12 protein-coding genes, 1 pseudogene and 1 riboswitch are annotated in these 15,365 nt (G+C 75.3%); of the genes and pseudogenes, 4 read left to right on the top strand and 9 right to left on the bottom strand.

All coding sequences use genetic code 11. From position 1 onward, the window contains the following. Positions 1 to 120 precede the first annotated feature (120 nt). Positions 121 to 999: an SCO1860 family LAETG-anchored protein gene (locus ABZZ38_RS04735; protein ID WP_356735733.1), complete on the top strand. Its 879-nt coding sequence runs from the start codon at positions 121 to 123 to the stop codon at positions 997 to 999. Positions 1,000 to 1,634: 635 nt separating this feature from the next. Here the strand turns inward: ABZZ38_RS04735 and cobC are convergent. The 9 genes and pseudogenes from cobC to ABZZ38_RS04780 form a co-directional block, all read right to left on the bottom strand. Next, positions 1,635 to 2,702, bottom strand: a complete 1,068-nt coding sequence (gene cobC / locus ABZZ38_RS04740; RefSeq protein WP_356735735.1) for an Rv2231c family pyridoxal phosphate-dependent protein CobC — start codon at positions 2,700 to 2,702, stop codon at positions 1,635 to 1,637. 146 nt (positions 2,703 to 2,848) lie between these two features. Beyond that, a pseudogene (locus tag ABZZ38_RS04745) lies at positions 2,849 to 3,328 on the bottom strand (cobalamin biosynthesis protein); the annotation flags it as partial. After that, positions 3,274 to 4,638, bottom strand: coding sequence for a cobyrinate a,c-diamide synthase (locus ABZZ38_RS04750; RefSeq protein ID WP_356735737.1), 1,365 nt, complete (start codon positions 4,636 to 4,638; stop codon positions 3,274 to 3,276). The gene ABZZ38_RS04750 and the pseudogene ABZZ38_RS04745, both read right to left, overlap by 55 nt. Then, positions 4,632 to 5,240 (bottom strand): cob(I)yrinic acid a,c-diamide adenosyltransferase, encoded by a 609-nt coding sequence (gene cobO / locus ABZZ38_RS04755; RefSeq protein WP_356735739.1) that lies wholly within the window; start codon positions 5,238 to 5,240, stop codon positions 4,632 to 4,634. The genes ABZZ38_RS04750 and cobO overlap by 7 nt, the downstream gene beginning before the upstream one ends. Further along, positions 5,240 to 7,282, bottom strand: a complete 2,043-nt coding sequence (locus ABZZ38_RS04760; protein ID WP_356735741.1) for a putative cobaltochelatase — start codon at positions 7,280 to 7,282, stop codon at positions 5,240 to 5,242. The genes cobO and ABZZ38_RS04760 overlap by 1 nt, the downstream gene beginning before the upstream one ends. After that, positions 7,279 to 8,814: a cobyric acid synthase gene (locus tag ABZZ38_RS04765; RefSeq protein WP_356735743.1), complete on the bottom strand. Its 1,536-nt coding sequence runs from the start codon at positions 8,812 to 8,814 to the stop codon at positions 7,279 to 7,281. The genes ABZZ38_RS04760 and ABZZ38_RS04765 overlap by 4 nt, the downstream gene beginning before the upstream one ends. Next, positions 8,811 to 9,770: a cobalamin biosynthesis protein gene (locus ABZZ38_RS04770; RefSeq protein ID WP_356735745.1), complete on the bottom strand. Its 960-nt coding sequence runs from the start codon at positions 9,768 to 9,770 to the stop codon at positions 8,811 to 8,813. The genes ABZZ38_RS04765 and ABZZ38_RS04770 overlap by 4 nt, the downstream gene beginning before the upstream one ends. A 108-nt stretch (positions 9,771 to 9,878) precedes the next feature. Beyond that, positions 9,879 to 10,013: riboswitch (cobalamin riboswitch) on the bottom strand. Positions 10,014 to 10,153: 140 nt separating this feature from the next. Then, positions 10,154 to 10,375 carry a hypothetical protein gene (locus ABZZ38_RS04775; RefSeq protein ID WP_356735747.1) on the bottom strand — a complete coding sequence of 74 codons (222 nt, stop codon included), beginning with the start codon at positions 10,373 to 10,375 and terminating at the stop codon, positions 10,154 to 10,156. A 12-nt stretch (positions 10,376 to 10,387) separates the two neighbouring features. Then, a complete protein-coding gene (locus ABZZ38_RS04780) occupies positions 10,388 to 11,671 on the bottom strand; it encodes an inorganic phosphate transporter (protein ID WP_356735749.1) in 1,284 nt (427 codons plus the stop codon). Positions 11,672 to 11,943: 272 nt separating this feature from the next. On the opposite strand from ABZZ38_RS04780, the gene ABZZ38_RS04785 reads away from it, so the two are divergent. The 3 genes from ABZZ38_RS04785 (at position 11,944) to ABZZ38_RS04795 (ending at position 15,346) form a co-directional block, all read left to right on the top strand. Continuing rightward, the gene (locus ABZZ38_RS04785) at positions 11,944 to 12,612 is read left to right on the top strand and encodes a class II aldolase/adducin family protein (RefSeq protein WP_356735751.1); all 669 of its coding nucleotides are present in this window, start codon (positions 11,944 to 11,946) and stop codon (positions 12,610 to 12,612) included. A gap of 57 nt (positions 12,613 to 12,669) precedes the next feature. Next, on the top strand, positions 12,670 to 13,824 hold the full coding sequence (locus ABZZ38_RS04790; RefSeq protein ID WP_356735753.1) for a hypothetical protein: 1,155 nt from the start codon (positions 12,670 to 12,672) through the stop codon (positions 13,822 to 13,824). A gap of 214 nt (positions 13,825 to 14,038) precedes the next feature. Next, entirely contained in the window at positions 14,039 to 15,346 is a 1,308-nt protein-coding gene (locus ABZZ38_RS04795) for a hypothetical protein (RefSeq protein WP_356735755.1), read from the top strand. Positions 15,347 to 15,365 lie beyond the last annotated feature (19 nt).

Consider the following 15,365-nt stretch of genomic DNA (forward strand, 5'->3'; position numbering starts at 1 on the left):
CTTGGGAAAGCTGACGGTTCACTCCCGTCACGCCAGGATTCCGGTGTCCCACGTCACCGCCGCCCCATGTCCCCGTGGGCCGTGCCGGTGACGCCATGTCTCCGTGGGGGTTCCACCACCGTGAACGGCACCACCTTCCGCCTGCCCGCCGCCGCCGTCCTCGTGGCGCTCGCCGCCCTGCCCACCCCGGCACACGCCACCCAGGGCGACGCGGGCCGGGCGAACGCGGCCGTCCTGCGCACCGCCCTGGACGTCTCGCTCCTCGACAGGGCCGTCGACATCCCGCTCAAGGCCGCGCTCAACGAGGTCCGGGCACCGGCGAGCGCCGAGAAGACGGCGCTCACGGTGACCCTGGACGGCGTCGACCGCGGCAAGTCGTTCAGCATGCTGCGCGCGGACACGGCCACCGCCAGGGCCGCGGCGGACGCGCACCGCGCCGAGGCCTCCACCCACCTCGCCCACGCCCGGCTCCACGTCCCCGGGCTCCCGCTGCTCTCCCTCGTCGAACTCCGGCAGGTCACCTCCCGCGCGGTGTGCGAGGCGGGGAAGCGGCCCGTCGCCGAATCCAGTCTCCTCGGCCACGTCACGGTCCTCGGCAAGAAGGTGACGCTCACGCCCGGCGGTCCCACGCGGGTCGAGGTCCCCGGGATCGGGCAGGTCGCCCTCCACCTCTCGAAGACCCACACCACCACCCGCACCGCGGCGGCCACCGCGCTGTCGCTCACCGTCTCGCTGAACCCCCTCCAGCTCAACGTCGCCGACGTCACCGGCACGCTCACCCTGGCCGAGGCCGGCTGCACGTCCCCCATGGCCGCCCCGGCGCCCGTCACCAAGCCCCGGACCGCCGCCGAACCGCCCCGGGCCCGGGCGGACCTCGCCGAGACGGGCGGCGGCTCCAGCACCCCGTACGTCGCCGGTGGCGCCCTGGCCGTCCTGGCGGCCGGCGCCGGCGTCCTGCTGGCGGCCCGCCGCGCCCGCACGGCACACGGGCGCGACTGACCGCCGTGGCCACCCGGCCTCCCGCCGGCCGCGCCGGCGCGGCCCGGTGGCCGCCCATCCGAGCGCCACGGCCCCGGCGCCGACCGAGAGCGCCGGGCCATGGGCGGCCTCGGTCCCACCGGCCCGTACGGAGCCGCCTGTACCCCCCCGGACACCGCGCGTCGGTTGCGTGGCGGGAGCGGAAGGGATGGCGTCGGGAGTGGTGGTGGGCGTGGGCGTCAGGGGGGGTGACGGCCCCGGTGTCGGCCCTGCCGGGCAGCGCCTCACAGGCCCGGCCGTCGTCCGGCCCCTGATCCTCGTCGAGCCGGTGCGGGTCACGGGGGTCCAGGTCGAACACGGCCTGGGCCTCCTCCCGGAAGGCGAGGTCCGCGCAGTCCAGGTCGCCCTGCGCGGCGGAAACATCGCAGAGCGGTACGGAGACGGCGACGGCCAGGAAAGCCATGGCCACGGCGGTACGGAAGTTCATGGGAAAACCTCCTCGTGCGACATGCGCCCCTCGACGACAGGGAGGGCCGCACCGCACCGCCCCTCGAACACGACCCGGGCCCTGCCGAGCCCGGGGCGTGGCGCACCGCCGTGCCCGCCGCGGACGCGTCCGCGCCCACGCGCGCCTCACGCCCCGTCACCGGAGGGCCTCACCGCTCCTTCGCGCACCCCGCCATCACCAGTGCCTGGTCGAGGGCCTGGAGGAAACGGTTCGTCGTCGTACGGTCCCGGACGGCGAGCCGCAGCCACTCGGGGCCCAGGCCCGGGAAGGTGTCGCCGCGGCGGGCCGCGAAGCCGAGGGAGCGCAGGCGGTCCCGGACCGCGTCCGCGCGGTCGATACGGACGAGGACGAACGGGCCCTGAGCCTTTGTCACCGCACGGACCTCGTCGAACTCCGCCAGCCCCGCCAGCAGATGCGCCCGGTCCGCCGCGATCCGGTGCGCCGCCGCCTCCGCCTCCGCGAGCGCCGCCCGCGACACGCACGCCTCCGCGGCGGCCAGGGCGGGCGTGGACACCGGCCACAGGGGCTGGGCCCGCTCCAGCGCGGCCACCGTCTCCGGCCCCGCCAGCACATAGCCGATCCGCAGGCCCGCCAGACCCCACGTCTTGGTGAGGCTGCGCAGCACGACCAGACCGGGCACGTCCGTCCGCCCGGCGAGGGCCTCCCGCTCACCCGGCACGGCGTCCATGAACGCCTCGTCCACCACCAGGATCCGCCCGGGCCGGGCGAGGCGGGCCAGCGTCCCGGCGGGGTGCAGCACGGACGTCGGGTTCGTCGGGTTGCCGACCACCACGAGGTCCGCGTCCCGCGGCACCGCCGCCGGGTCCAGCCGGAAGCCGTCCTCCTCCCGCAGCAGGACCCTCCGCACCTCGTGCCCGGCGTCCCGCAGCGCCGCCTCCGGCTCCGTGAACTGCGGGTGCACCACCACCGGGCTTCGCACCGGCAGCGCCCGTGCCAGCAGCACGAACGCCTCCGCCGCCCCCGCCGTCAGCAGCACCCGCTCGGCGGGCAGGCCGTGCCGCGCCGCGACCGCCGCCCGCGCCGCCCGCCCGTCCGGATAGGCGGCGAGCCCGCTCAGCGAGTCCGCGATGCGCTCCCGCAGCCAGGCGGGCGGGGTGTCCGCGCGCACATTGACCGCGAGGTCGGTCAGCTTCTCGTCCCGAACCTCCGCGTCACCGTGGTGCCGCAGGTCGTGGGTGTCAGTGTGGGTATACATGGCCGCCATCGGGGGGTGGGGGGGTGGGGATGCGCACAGGTGCGTTACGGACGCTCCGTCTCTAAAGACTCCGGCGCCGGCCGTGATGTCAACGCCGTTTCCCCACCGGTGTACCCGGGCACCACATTCAACAACCTTCCGCGCGCCACGGCGCACGTCACCCGCGCGGCCGGATGCGCGGCCTTCCGCTTCGGCACGAGCAGTTCGCCCTCACCCGCGAGCGCCCCGTCGGTGAGCCGCTCACCCGCGAGCGCCCCGCCGGGAAGCGCGCCTCCCGTCCCCGCGAGCGCCGCCGCCTCCGCCACCGACGGCGTCCCCACGGCGCCCCGCACGGCGTCGGACGGATGCGGTACGGGCACCCGTGCCAACTCCCGCGCCGCAAAGGCGAGGAGCGGCACCCCGAGCCGTGCCGCAGCGGCCACGATGCCCGGTTCGTCCGCCTTCGTGTCGACCGTCGCGAGCGCCGCCACCTCGTCCACCCGCAACCCGGCGTCCCGCAGCGTCTCCTCGACCAGCCCGAGCACGGCGTCGGCGTCCACGCCCCGCCCGGCCCCCACCCCCACCACCAGCGTCACCGCGCGCAGAACTCCACGAACCGCCGCGCCGTCCCCGGCACCGCCGCCCAGTGCGTATGCACATAACTCGCGTGCACACCCCGCTGCACGAAGCCCTCCACGCGGCGCTCCGGCTGCCGCAGCCCCCACGCGGGCACCGCGCCCGCGCCCGGCTCCAGCACCGTGCGGTGGAACTCGTGACCCCGCATCCTGGTACCGGCCGCGGCGAGCGGGCTGTCGTTCACCGCGACCGCGTCCCGGTAGCCCAGCGTCAGCCGCGGCGACATCCGCGCGTCGGCCTCCAGCACCCCGCACATCGGCTGCCCGTCCAACGACCGCGCCAGGTACAGCAGTCCGGCGCACTCGGCGGCCACCGGCGCCCCCGACGCGGCCAGCTCCGCCACGGCCCCGCGCAGCCGCGCGTTGGCCGACAGCTCCGCGCCGTACATCTCGGGGAAACCGCCCCCGATGACCAGCCCCCGCGTCCCGGCGGGCAGTTCCTCGTCCCGCAGCGGATCGAACGGCACCACCCGCGCGCCCGCCGCCGTCAGCAGCTCGGCGTGCTCGGCGTACGAGAACGTGAACGCCGCGCCGCCCGCGACGGCGATCACGGGCCGGGCCGCGACGGGCTCCGCACCACCGGTGTGCGCCCGCAGCGCGTCGCCGGGGTCCCACGCCTCCGTGCGCAGCGGCGGAGCCGACCGTGCCAGCGCCAGCAGGGCGTCCAGGTCGCAGCCCTCCCGGACCCGCTGCGCCTGCGCCGCCACCGCGTCCACCGCGTCCGTGTGCCGCTCGGCGACCGGAACCAGGCCCAGATGGCGCGACGGCGTCGACACGGCCGGGGCCCGCCGCAGCACGCCCAGCACCGGCACGCCCGACTCCCCGAGCGCCTCGCGCAGCAGGTGCTCGTGCCGGTCGGTGGCCACCTTGTTGAGGATCACCCCGCCGATCCGCACCTCCGGGTCCCACGACGCGAACCCGTGCACCAGCGCGGCCACCGACCGCGACTGCGACGACGCGTCCACCACCAGCACCACCGGCGCCCTCAGCAACTTCGCCACCTGCGCCGTGGACGCCAGCTCACCCTGGTCGGCGGCACCGTCGTACAGGCCCATCACGCCCTCGACGATCGCCAGGTCGCAGCCGCGGGCACCGTGCGCGAAGAGCGGCGCGATCAGCCCCGTACCGCACATGTAGGCGTCGAGGTTGCGGCCCGGGCGGCCGGTGGCGAGGGCGTGGTAGCCCGGGTCGATGTAGTCGGGGCCCACCTTGTGCGGGGACACCGCGAGACCACGGCCGGCGAACGCGGCCATCAGGCCGGTCGCCACCGTGGTCTTGCCCGCGCCCGACGAGGGCGCGGCGATGACGAGACGTGCTACCACTCGATGCCCCGCTGGCCCTTCTGACCGGCGTCCATCGGGTGCTTGACCTTGGACATGTCGGTGACGAGATCGGCGAACTCGCACAGCTCGGCGGGCGCGTTGCGGCCGGTGATCACCACATGCTGCAGGCCGGGCCGGTCGCGCAGCACCCGGACCACCTCGGCGGTGTCGATCCAGCCCCAGTGGAGCAGATAGGCGAACTCGTCGAGGACGTAGAACTTGTACTTCTCCTCCGCGAGGTCGCGCTTGACCTGCTCCCAGCCCTCGCGCGCCTTGTCCTCGTGCGACTGCTCGCCCTCGGCGACCTCGCGCTGGATCCAGGACCAGCCCTCGCCCATCTTGTTCCAGGTGACGGTCCCGCCCTTGCCGGTCTCGCCGAGCGCCTTGAGGGCGTTCTCCTCGCCGACCTTCCACTTGGCGGACTTGACGAACTGGAACACCCCGATCGGCCAGCCCTGGTTCCAGGCGCGCAGCGCCATGCCGAAGGCGGCGGTCGACTTCCCCTTGCCGACGCCCGTGTGCACCATCACCAGCGCGCGGTTGCGGCGCTGGCGGGTGGTGAGTCCGTCGTCCGGTACGACGGTCGGCTGTCCCTGCGGCATTAAGCGGCCCTCCTGGCGGACTTGGTGGTTGCTTGGACGTCCCTGACCAGACCCGCGATGGAGTCCGCGCGCAGTTCGTCGAGGGTGACGGCGGTGCCGCCGAGTTGACGGGCCAGCTCGGCGGCCAGCCCCAGCCGTACCGGCCCGCTCTCGCAGTCCACGACCACGGACGCGGTGCCTTCCGCCGCGTGCAGCCCGGCGGCGCGGGCGGCCAGCGCCAGCGGTTCGGGCCCGCCGGTCGCCCGGCCGTCCGTGACGATCACGAGCAGCGGGCGGCGCGACGGATCGCGCAGCCGCTCCACGCGCAGCACGTCATGCGCCTTCAGCAGCCCCGCCGCGAGCGGGGTGCGCCCGCCGGTGGGCAGCTGTTCCAGCCGCGCGGCGGCGGCGTCGACGGACGACGTGGGCGGCAGGGCGACGTCGGCGGACGCGCCGCGGAAGGTGACCAGCCCGACCTTGTCGCGCCGCTGGTACGCGTCCAGCAGCAGCGACAGCACGGCGCCCTTCACCGCGCCCATCCGCCGCCGGGCCGCCATCGACCCGGACGCGTCGACCGCGAACAGCACCAGGTTGCCCTCGCGCCCCTCGCGCGTCGCCTGCCGCAGATCGTCACGGCGTACGACGAGCCCGGGCCCGGACCGGCCGCGCGCCCGCTGGTGCGGGGCAGCCGCCTGGATGGTCGCCGCCAGGTGCAGTTTGGTCAGCGCCCCGCGCGGACGTGTCGCACCCGTCGTCCTGCCCTGCTCGGTACGCGCCCGGGAACGCCGCCCCGCCGCGCCCTCACCGAGGCCCGGCACGCTCAGCATCTTCGTACGGAACGGCTCGGCGGCCCTGGCCGGTGCCTGCTCCCCGCCACCGCCACCGGCCCCGGCGCCCGCGCCCGCACCGGCGTCCGGGGCGGGCGTCTCCTCCGGTGAGCCGGTCGGCTCACCGGCCGACTCGCTGTCCGGCGCCCCGCCCTGCGGCGGCACACCGCCGCCGCCCCCGGGACCGTCGCCCGGGCCCGGGTCCGGCTCGTCGTCGCCGCCCCCGAACTCCTCCAGCGTCTCGTCCAGCTTGTCCTCGTCGAGCCCCGGCGCGTCGAAGGGGTTGCGCCTGCGCCGGTGCGGCAGGGCCAGCAGCGCGGCCTGCCGCACGTCCTCCACGGTGACCTCCGCACGCCCCGCCCAGGCGGCCAGCGCCGTCGCCGTGCGGGCCATCACGATGTCGGCGCGCATGCCGTCCACCTCGAACGCCGCGCACGTGGCGGCGATCTGCCGCAGCGCGTCGTCCCCCAGCCGTACCGTCGGCAGCAGCGCCCGCGCGGCCACGATCCGCTCCCGCAGCGCCGCCTCCTCGCCGGCCCACCGCTCCGCGAACGCGGCCGGATCGTCGTCGTACGCCAGCCTGCGCCGCACCACCTCGACCCGCTGCCCGGGGTCACGGGAGGCCGCGACCTCCACGGTGAGCCCGAACCGGTCCAGCAACTGCGGCCGCAGCTCGCCCTCCTCCGGGTTCATCGTCCCGACGAGCAGGAACCGGGCGGCATGCCGTACGGAGACGCCCTCCCGCTCGACGTAGGAGGCGCCCATGGCGGCGGCGTCCAGCAGGAGGTCCACCAGGTGGTCATGGAGCAGGTTGACCTCGTCCACGTACAGCACCCCGCGGTGCGCGTCCGCCAGCAGACCCGGCTCGAACGCCTTCACCCCGTCCGCGAGGGCCCGCTCGATGTCCAGGGCGCCCACGAGCCGGTCCTCGGACGCGCCGACGGGGAGCTCGACCATGCGGGCCGGGCGCGCGACACCCGGCGCCGCCTCGTGCGGCCCGTCCGGACACGCCGGATCGGGGGAGTCGGGCGGGCACGAGAAGCGGCAGCCCGCGACGACCTCGACGTCGGGCATGAGCGCCGCGAGGGCACGCACCGCCGTCGACTTCGCGGTGCCCTTCTCACCGCGTACGAGGACGCCGCCGACAGCCGGGGACACCGCGTTCAGCAGCAGCCCGAGCCGCAGGTCGTCCATGCCGACGATCGCGGTGAAGGGGTAATGGGGGGCAGTGCTCATGAAGGCGCTCCGGGTGCGATGAAGGGAAGTCCTGACGGGGGGCCCTGCTCGATGAGCTTCCAGAGCGCGCCGGTGTCCGCGTGCTCCTCGATCAGGTCGCCGAGCCGGTCCAGCTGCTCCTCGCGCAGCGCGCCGAACGACGTGTCGGGCGCCGGGACGAAGCGCCGGCCGGCCGCCGCGGCGACCTCCCGCAGGAACGCCCGCCGGAAGCCGTCGCTCTCCAGCGAGCCGTGCCAGTGCGTGCCCCAGACGGCCCCGACGCGGCAGCCGTCCAGGCTGCGTCCCGCGTCATCGGAGAAGAACGTCTCCCCGCCCCGTACGTCCGCGACGCCGTGGTGGATCTCGTACCCCTCGACCGGCTCACCGAGGGCCTCGCCGACCGGCCGCGCGAGGGTCTTCCCGGGCGCGAACCGCACCCGTACCGGCAGCAGTCCGAGCCCGTCGACCGCACCGGCCCGGGACTCGACGTCGTCATGGATGTGCTCGCCCAGCGCCTGGAAGCCGCCGCAGATGCCCAGCACGGGACGGCCTTCGGCGGCCCGCCGGGCGATCGCGTCCGCCAGGCCCCGCTCGCGCAGCCACGCCAGCGCCTTCACCGTCCCGCGCGTGCCGGGCAGGACGACCAGGTCGGCGTCGGCGAGCTCCTCCGGCCGGTCGACGAACCGCACCACGACACCCGGCTCGGCGGCCAGCGCGTCCACGTCGGTGAAGTTCGACATCAGCGGTACGGCGCAGACGGCGACGCGCAGCACGTCCTCGCCGACCGGCGGCGCGACGACCGACTCCCGTACGGCACCCCGCAGGGACACCCGCAGGCCGTCCTCCTCGTCGATGCCGAGGCCGTGCGCGTACGGCAGGACACCGAAGGTGCGGCGGCCGGTCAGGCCGAGCAGCATGTCCAGCCCCGGTTCCAGCAGCGTCACGTCACCGCGGAACTTGTTGACCAGGTAGCCCGCGATCAGGTCCTGGTCCTCGGGCGCCAGCAGCGCCGTCGTCCCGAAGAACTGGGCGAACACCCCGCCCCGGTCGATGTCGCCGACCACGACGACGGGGAAGCGCGCGGCCCGCGCGATGCCCATGTTGACGATGTCGTTGCGGCGCAGGTTGATCTCCGCCGGGCTGCCCGCGCCCTCGCAGATCACCGCGTCGTACGTGTCGCGCAGCTCCTGCAGGCACTCGACGACCGTGCCCAGCAGCGCCTGCTGCCGGCCGCCGTGGTAGCCGCGCGCGCTCAGCTCGCCCACCGGCTTGCCCATGAGCACGACCTGGCTGGACCGGTCGCCGCCCGGCTTGAGCAGCACCGGGTTCATCAGCGCGGTCGGCTCGACCCGCGCAGCCTGCGCCTGCATGGCCTGGGCGCGACCGATCTCCGCGCCCTCGCGCGTCACGAACGAGTTGAGGGACATGTTCTGTCCCTTGAACGGCGCGACCTTCACACCCTGCCGCACCAGCCAGCGGCAGATGCCGGCCGTGACGACGCTCTTGCCCGCGTCGGACGTGGTGCCCGCGACGAGCAGCCCCCCACCCCTCATGTACGCCTCCGCTTCCCGGCCTTCACGGCCCCCAGGACCAGTCGCCCACCCACGCACACCGCGAGCGTGAGGGCGGTCACCCGGCGCGACAGCCGCGCCGCGCGCTCGATGTCCGCCACCTCGACGGCCCGGCCCCCCGCGTTGAGGACGGGCCGGTGTTCGACGCGCCCGCCGTACGACAGGGTGCCCCCGAGCCGTACGCCCAGGGCGCCCGCGAAGGACGCCTCCACGGGCCCCGCGTTGGGGCTCGGGTGCTTCGCGGCGTCGGCGCGCCAGGCCCGTACCGCGCCGCGGGTGTCCTCGCCCGCCACCGCCGCCAGGGCGGCCGTGAGGCGGGCGCCGGGCCAGCCGGCCAGGTCGTCGAGCCGGGCCGAGGCCCAGCCGAAGCGGCGGTGGCGCGGCGACTTGTGACCGACCATCGCGTCCAGGGTGTTCACCGCCCGGAAGGCGACGAGGCCGGGGACGCCGCCGATCGCGCCCCACACGAGCGCGCCGACCACGGCGTCGGAGGTGTTCTCGGCGACGGACTCGACGACCGCGCGGGCGATGCCGGGTCCGTCCAGGGACTGCGGGTCGCGCCCGCACAGATGAGGCAGCCGCTCCCGGGCGACCTCCAGGTCGCCCGCCGCGAGCGCGCCGCCGATGGCGCGGGCCTCGCGGCCCAGCGTGGTACCGCCGACGACGGCCCAGACGGAGGCGGCGGTCAGCGCGACGGAGGCGGCGCGCCGTCCGCGTACCGCCCGGGCCGCGAGCGCCGCCGCACCGGCCGCACCCCCGGCGCACACCAGGGCGTGCAGCGCGCCCCACGCGCGGTGGTCGCGCCACAGCACGCCCTCCACGCACCCCGCGGCGCGGCCGAAGGCGGCCACGGGATGCCCGCGGCGGGGGTCGGCGAGGAGGAGGTCGGCGGCGAGCCCGGCGGCGGCGCCACAGGCGAAGACATGGTCGCTACGCATCGGATCAGCAGGCCGACACGGTTCGCAGACCTCGGGGACGTACGGCTCTCGACGCAGCGGGAAGGCAGCCTGACATGGCGCAATGTCCTCACTCAGGGTCCGCGCCCTGGCTCGACGTGACCGGCGGCGAAAGTTCCTGACTCATCCGGCCGGGGCCGGACTCACAGTGGCGGGACCGCGCCGGATTCTCACCGGCTTCCTCTCTCCTGCCGCCGTAATGGCCCCGGCAGTCCACCACGCCCCGCGAACGCCCGTCAACTCGCCGTTGACCTGCGGAGGGAGGGTGTGCCGAGACACACACGGCGCACGCCCGGCACGCCGGTGCGCACGACGGCGCCCCCGGAGCGGAGAACCGTTCCGGGGGCGCCGTGGACGTGCCGGGGTCAGGTGACGATCAGGAAGATTCCGTACGCCACCGCCGCGGCGCACAGCGCGAAGCACGCGTAGGCGCCGGTGCGGGCCATGACCGCGGTGCCCCCACTCGCCGAGGCCGTCTCCTGCTTGGAGAGGCCGATGATGCCGAGGGTGAACAGGCCCACCAGTGCGACGGTGGCCAGGAGGCTGACACCGAAGACGGAGCCGAGAGCTGCCCAGTCGATCTTCATGCTGTTCTTTCCTTACACCGTGGCGGCGGGAGCCTGGGTGGTGGACGCCGAGCCGGCGGCCACCGGGGTGGCCTCGCCGACCGGAGCCGGGATGGTGGCCTTGAGGTCGTCGGAGGTGGCCGTGACGGTGCCGGCCGGCGGCGGGGTGACGGCCGCGATGGCGGTGGTCACGACGCCCGCGGGCTCGGCGTCGGTCTCCACCTCGTTGACGTTGGTGTGGTCGACGACCTGGCGGCGGGAGATGAACCAGATCGCGGCGCAGGAGGTGACGAGGAAGACCGCGACGACGGCGACGCCCCAGTCGCCCTGCTTGGTCACGAACTCCGAGGCGGCGGCGACCAGACCGGCGGCGGGCAGGGTCAGACCCCACGCGACGAACATCCGGGTGGCGGTGGACCAGCGGACCACGCCGCCCTTGCGGCCGAGGCCCGCGCCCATCACGGCGCCGGAGCAGGAGTGCGTCGTGGAGAGCGAGAAGCCCAGGTTGGACGAGGCGAGGATGACGGCCGCCGCGCTGGTCTGGGCGGCGAAGCCCTGCTGCGGCTGGAGGTCGGTGAGGCCCTTGCCCATGGTGCGGATGATGCGCCAGCCGCCCAGGTAGGTGCCGAGCGCGATGGCCAGACCGGCGGAGACGATCACCCAGACCGGCGGGTTCGAGCCGGGGGCGAGGGCGCCGGCGGCGACCAGCGCCAGGGTGATGATGCCCATCGTCTTCTGGGCGTCGTTGGTGCCGTGGGCGAGGGAGACCAGACCGGCGGAGGTGATCTGACCGGCGCGGAAGCCCTTGCGGCCGGTCTTCTCGTGGACGTGCGCGCCGGCCTTGTAGGTCAGGCGGGCGGCGAGCATCGCGGCGAGGCCGGCGACCAGCGGCGCGGCGATGGCCGGGATGAGGACCTTGGTGACGACGACGCCGCCGTTGACGCCGGACAGGCCGACCGAGGCGATGGTCGCGCCGATCAGGCCGCCCATGAGGGCGTGGGAGGAGCTGGACGGCAGGCCGACCAGCCAGGTCAGCAGATTCCAGAGGATGGCGCCGACGAGCGCCGCGAAGATCACTTCGGGTTGGATGCCGTCCTCGTTGACCAGTCCGCTGGAGATCGTCTTGGCGACCTCGACGGACAGGAAGGCGCCGACCAGGTTGAGCACGGCGGACATGGCCACCGCCGTCTTGGGCTTCATCGCGCCGGTCGAGATGGTCGTCGCCATCGCGTTGGCGGTGTCGTGGAAACCGTTCGTGAAATCGAACACTAGAGCTGTCACGACCACAATGGCGAGCAGCAGCGTGATGTGTTCCATTTACCCAGGCAATCGTTCGACGTCAGTGGCTCGGCGAACGTAAGCAACCTGAGTGAACGGAAGGTGAACTGACGCGGGCGTCGTGGTGTCCGGCGTTCCGGATCCGTCACGGCCCTCCGAGGGGCGGGCGGCCCGATCCCTTGCCCCATGGGCCCGGGAAGCCGGTTTGCTGCCGCTTCGCGTACTTTCCCGACCGGGGCGCCGGCCCACGGAAGAGACAAGTGTCACCCTGCCGTGACCGCCGTCGCGGGACGGGCTGACAGGATCGGCGCATGACACAGGACGCGATCGAGCGGGCGATCGAGCAGGCGTGGGACGCCCTGGTGGCCACCGCTCGCAGGACAGTGACGGACGGGCTGGTCGTCGGCACCTCCGGAAACGTCTCCGTACGGGTCGGAGACCTCATCCTCGTCACCCCCAGCGGTGTGCCCTACGACCGGCTCACCCCCGCCGACACGACCGCCGTCGACCTCGACGGCACACGGCTGCGCGGCACGCTCACCCCCACCAGCGAGCTCCCCATGCACCTGGAGATCTACCGCCACACCCCGGCCGGAGCCGTCGTCCACACCCACGCCGTGCACGCCACCGCGGTCTCCACCCTGGTCACCGAGCTCCCGCCGATCCACTACATGACCGCCGCCCTCGGCGGCCCCGTCCGCGTCGCCCCGTACGCCCTGTACGGAACGGACGAATTGGCCGAGAACATGCTCCGCGCCCTCGACCACCGCACCGGCTGCCTGCTGCGCAACCACGGAACCGTCACCTACGGCGACACCCTGGACCAGGCCTACGACCGCACCGCCCAGCTGGAGTGGATGTGCCGGCTGTGGCTCACCGCCACCTCCGTACCCGGCCACACGCCCACCCTGCTCTCGCCCGGTGAGCTGCACCAGGTGGCCGAGAAGCTTCGCGGCTACGGCCAGGCCCACCGACCGTGACCCTCCGGCGGCCCCCGTCCACTGGCAGGGGCCCGTCCGCCCGCCCACACTGGAACGGTGCGCCCGGCTACAGCGACGGCAGCGGCCGTCACCACCCTGATCGGTGTCGGCGCGGCCGCGGTCGCGGCCGCCCGATACGCCAGCGACGTCGCGCTGCGGCCCCGCCCCGACCGCCCCCTGCCCGGCGACCCCCCGCTCACCGTGCACGCCACCGCCGCCGGTCAGGTCACCCTCACGCGCTGCCTGGCCTCACTGCGGCCCGGCACGTACGGCCTCCAGGGCTCCGCCGGGTCCGGCGGCCCCGGGGGCCCCGGCGTCCACGCGATCGTCGGCCCCGTCCTGAACGACGTACCGCACTCCGCCGACACCGTCGTACGCCGCCTGGAGCGCGTGACGCGCGGCAGCCTGGACACGGGCAGCCGGGTCCGGCTCACCCCGCAGCTGCACACCGGCACCCCCACCACCGCGCTGGGCCTCGCCCACGAGGACATCGACGTCCCCGGCGAACTGGGCGACCTGCCCGCCTGGCTCGTCCCCGCCCCCCGCTCCACCTGGGTCATCGCCGTCCACGGCCTCGGCACCACCCGTGAACACCCCCTGAACGTGCTGCCGTTCCTCAACGGCCTGCAGCTCCCCGTCCTCACCCTCGCCTACCGCGGCGACGACGGCGCGCCGCGCCCCACCGACGGGCTCGGCCACCTCGGCGACTCCGAGTGGCGCGACCTGGACGCCGCGATCCGCCACGCCGTACGGCGCGGCGCCGAACGCGTCATCCTGCACGGCTGGTCCACCGGCGCCTCCATGGCCCTGCACGCCGCCGCCCACAGCGGCCTGCGCGACCGCATCGGCGGCCTCGTCCTCGACTCCCCGGTCCTCCACTGGGAGACGACGCTGCGCGCCCTGGCCACCGCCCACCGCACCCCCGCGCCGCTGCTCCCCCTCGCCGTCCGCGCCGCCCAGGGCAGGACCGGCGTGCACGGCGACCGCATCGCCGAGGCCGCCGCCCCCGACGGGCTGCGTGTGCCGACCCTGATCCTCCACGGCCCCGACGACCACCTCGCCCCCTGGGAGGGCTCCCGCGAGCTCGCCGTCCGCCGCCCCGACCTGGTCACCCTGCACCCCGTCCGGCGCGCCCCGCACGCGGCCATGTGGAACGCCGATCCCAACCGCTACGAAGAGGCGTTGCGCCGCTTCCTGACCCCCCTTCTGTAGTCCGCCCGGAGCTCCTTGCCGGAGCTCCTGCCGGAGCCCCTCCGGTGGCCCCGCGACCGGCCGCGAGGGGCGGTGAATCCCATTCCGTTTGGGCTTTCGGGCGGTCAGCGGGAAGACTGCCCCCGTGACGTCTCGAAAGCCTGATGAGCAATTGGCGCGCAACTCCAGACTCCGACTCGTCCGTCCGCGGCCCCTGACCACGGCCCGACGGGCTGTGACGACCCGGCGTACCCGGTCGGCGCCGCGGCCGCCGGAGGGCACGCCGCCCCCCGCCGAGCTCGCCCGTCAGGCGAGGGCCGTCCTCCACGACGCCGTACGCATCGCCCGCTGGGCCGCCGCCGGGCGCCACCCCGACGCCGGGCCCGCCCGGGAACGGGCGGCCACGGCACTGGACCTGACGCCGGACCAGGTGCGCGCCGGCTGGGACCGGGCCCGCCTCGCCGGACTCGTCGAGCTCCACGGCGGCACCGCCCGCCCCGGCTGGCGGCTGCACGCCTGGGACCGCGACGACTCGGCCGTCCTGCGCGGCTGGGTCGCCCTGTTCGACGCCTGGTCGCTCGTCCACCCGGCCCCCGGCGACGTCCCGCCCGCCGCGGTGGCCGAGGTCGTCGAAGCCGTCCCCCAGGTGCTCTCGCTCCTCCAGCTCTCCGCCGGGCCCGTGCCCGTACCGTCCCTGCTGGACCTGCTCCAGCAGCGCGTCGCCGAGCTCCGCGAGGAGCGCTGCGAAGTCCCCCCGGGCCCCGGACCCGACGGCGGCGCCGCGCCGCGCGAGCACACCCCGGGCCCCCTGCCGGGGCCCGACTCGCTCGCCCGCCTGCTCGACTGGGCCCTGGAGGGCCTGGCCGCCGTCGGCGCCCTCACCCTGGGCGAGGGCCAGGCCACCCTCACCCCGCTCGGCAACTGGGCGGTGTGGGTCAAGCTGGAGCAGATCTGCGTCGCCGCGCAGAGCCCCGCCGGCCACATCGAGCAGTCCGCCGAGGACATGCTGCGCGCCTGCGCCCGCCTCACCCCGGGCCCGGCCCGCGCCGAGTACCGCGCGTGGCTCGCCGCCCGCACCGTGGGCAGCGCCGTCACCGAACTCCTCGGCGTCGCACGCGGCGAGGACGCCCTGCTGCGCGGCCTCGCCTTCGAGGCGCTGCGCGTGGTCGGCGCCGCGGCCGAGGCCGAGGTCCGGGCAGCCGCCGACGAGGTCCCGCTGCGCCCCTACGCCCTGATCTGGCTCGCCGAGTACGAAGGCGCCGACCCGGACGAGGCCGCCGACGTCCTCACCCGCGAGGAGGCGACCTGGCTCTGGGTGGACACGGCCGCGGCCGTCGCCGACCACGGGGAGGCCACCCTCCTCGTCCGCCACCTGGACTCCGCCGTCCAGGGCACCGTCCCCGCCCTCCTCGACGAGGTCCGCGCGGTCGGCCACCCCCGCACGGTCCAGGTGCTGGTGGCCCTGGCCGCCGCACACCCCGACCCCGCCCTCGCCAAGGCGGTACGCCGCGCGGCCTTCCAGGTCCACACGGGCGGCGCCTGACCGGTAGCCCCCCGCGCCC

The sequence above is a fragment of the Streptomyces sp. NPDC006368 genome (assembly GCF_040612535.1).
GTDB lineage: Bacteria > Actinomycetota > Actinomycetes > Streptomycetales > Streptomycetaceae > Streptomyces.

Excerpts from the sequence above, each read along its gene's own strand:
- cobC (WP_356735735.1), bottom strand. The coding sequence starts at position 2,702 with ATGTATACCCACACTGACACCCACGACCTGCGGCACCACGGTGACGCG.
- cobO (WP_356735739.1), bottom strand. The coding sequence starts at position 5,240 with ATGCCGCAGGGACAGCCGACCGTCGTACCGGACGACGGACTCACCACC.
- ABZZ38_RS04760 (WP_356735741.1), bottom strand. The coding sequence starts at position 7,282 with ATGAGCACTGCCCCCCATTACCCCTTCACCGCGATCGTCGGCATGGAC.
- ABZZ38_RS04765 (WP_356735743.1), bottom strand. The coding sequence starts at position 8,814 with ATGAGGGGTGGGGGGCTGCTCGTCGCGGGCACCACGTCCGACGCGGGC.
- ABZZ38_RS04770 (WP_356735745.1), bottom strand. The coding sequence starts at position 9,770 with ATGCGTAGCGACCATGTCTTCGCCTGTGGCGCCGCCGCCGGGCTCGCC.
- ABZZ38_RS04775 (WP_356735747.1), bottom strand. The coding sequence starts at position 10,375 with ATGAAGATCGACTGGGCAGCTCTCGGCTCCGTCTTCGGTGTCAGCCTC.
- ABZZ38_RS04780 (WP_356735749.1), bottom strand. The coding sequence starts at position 11,671 with ATGGAACACATCACGCTGCTGCTCGCCATTGTGGTCGTGACAGCTCTA.
- ABZZ38_RS04785 (WP_356735751.1), top strand. The coding sequence starts at position 11,944 with ATGACACAGGACGCGATCGAGCGGGCGATCGAGCAGGCGTGGGACGCC.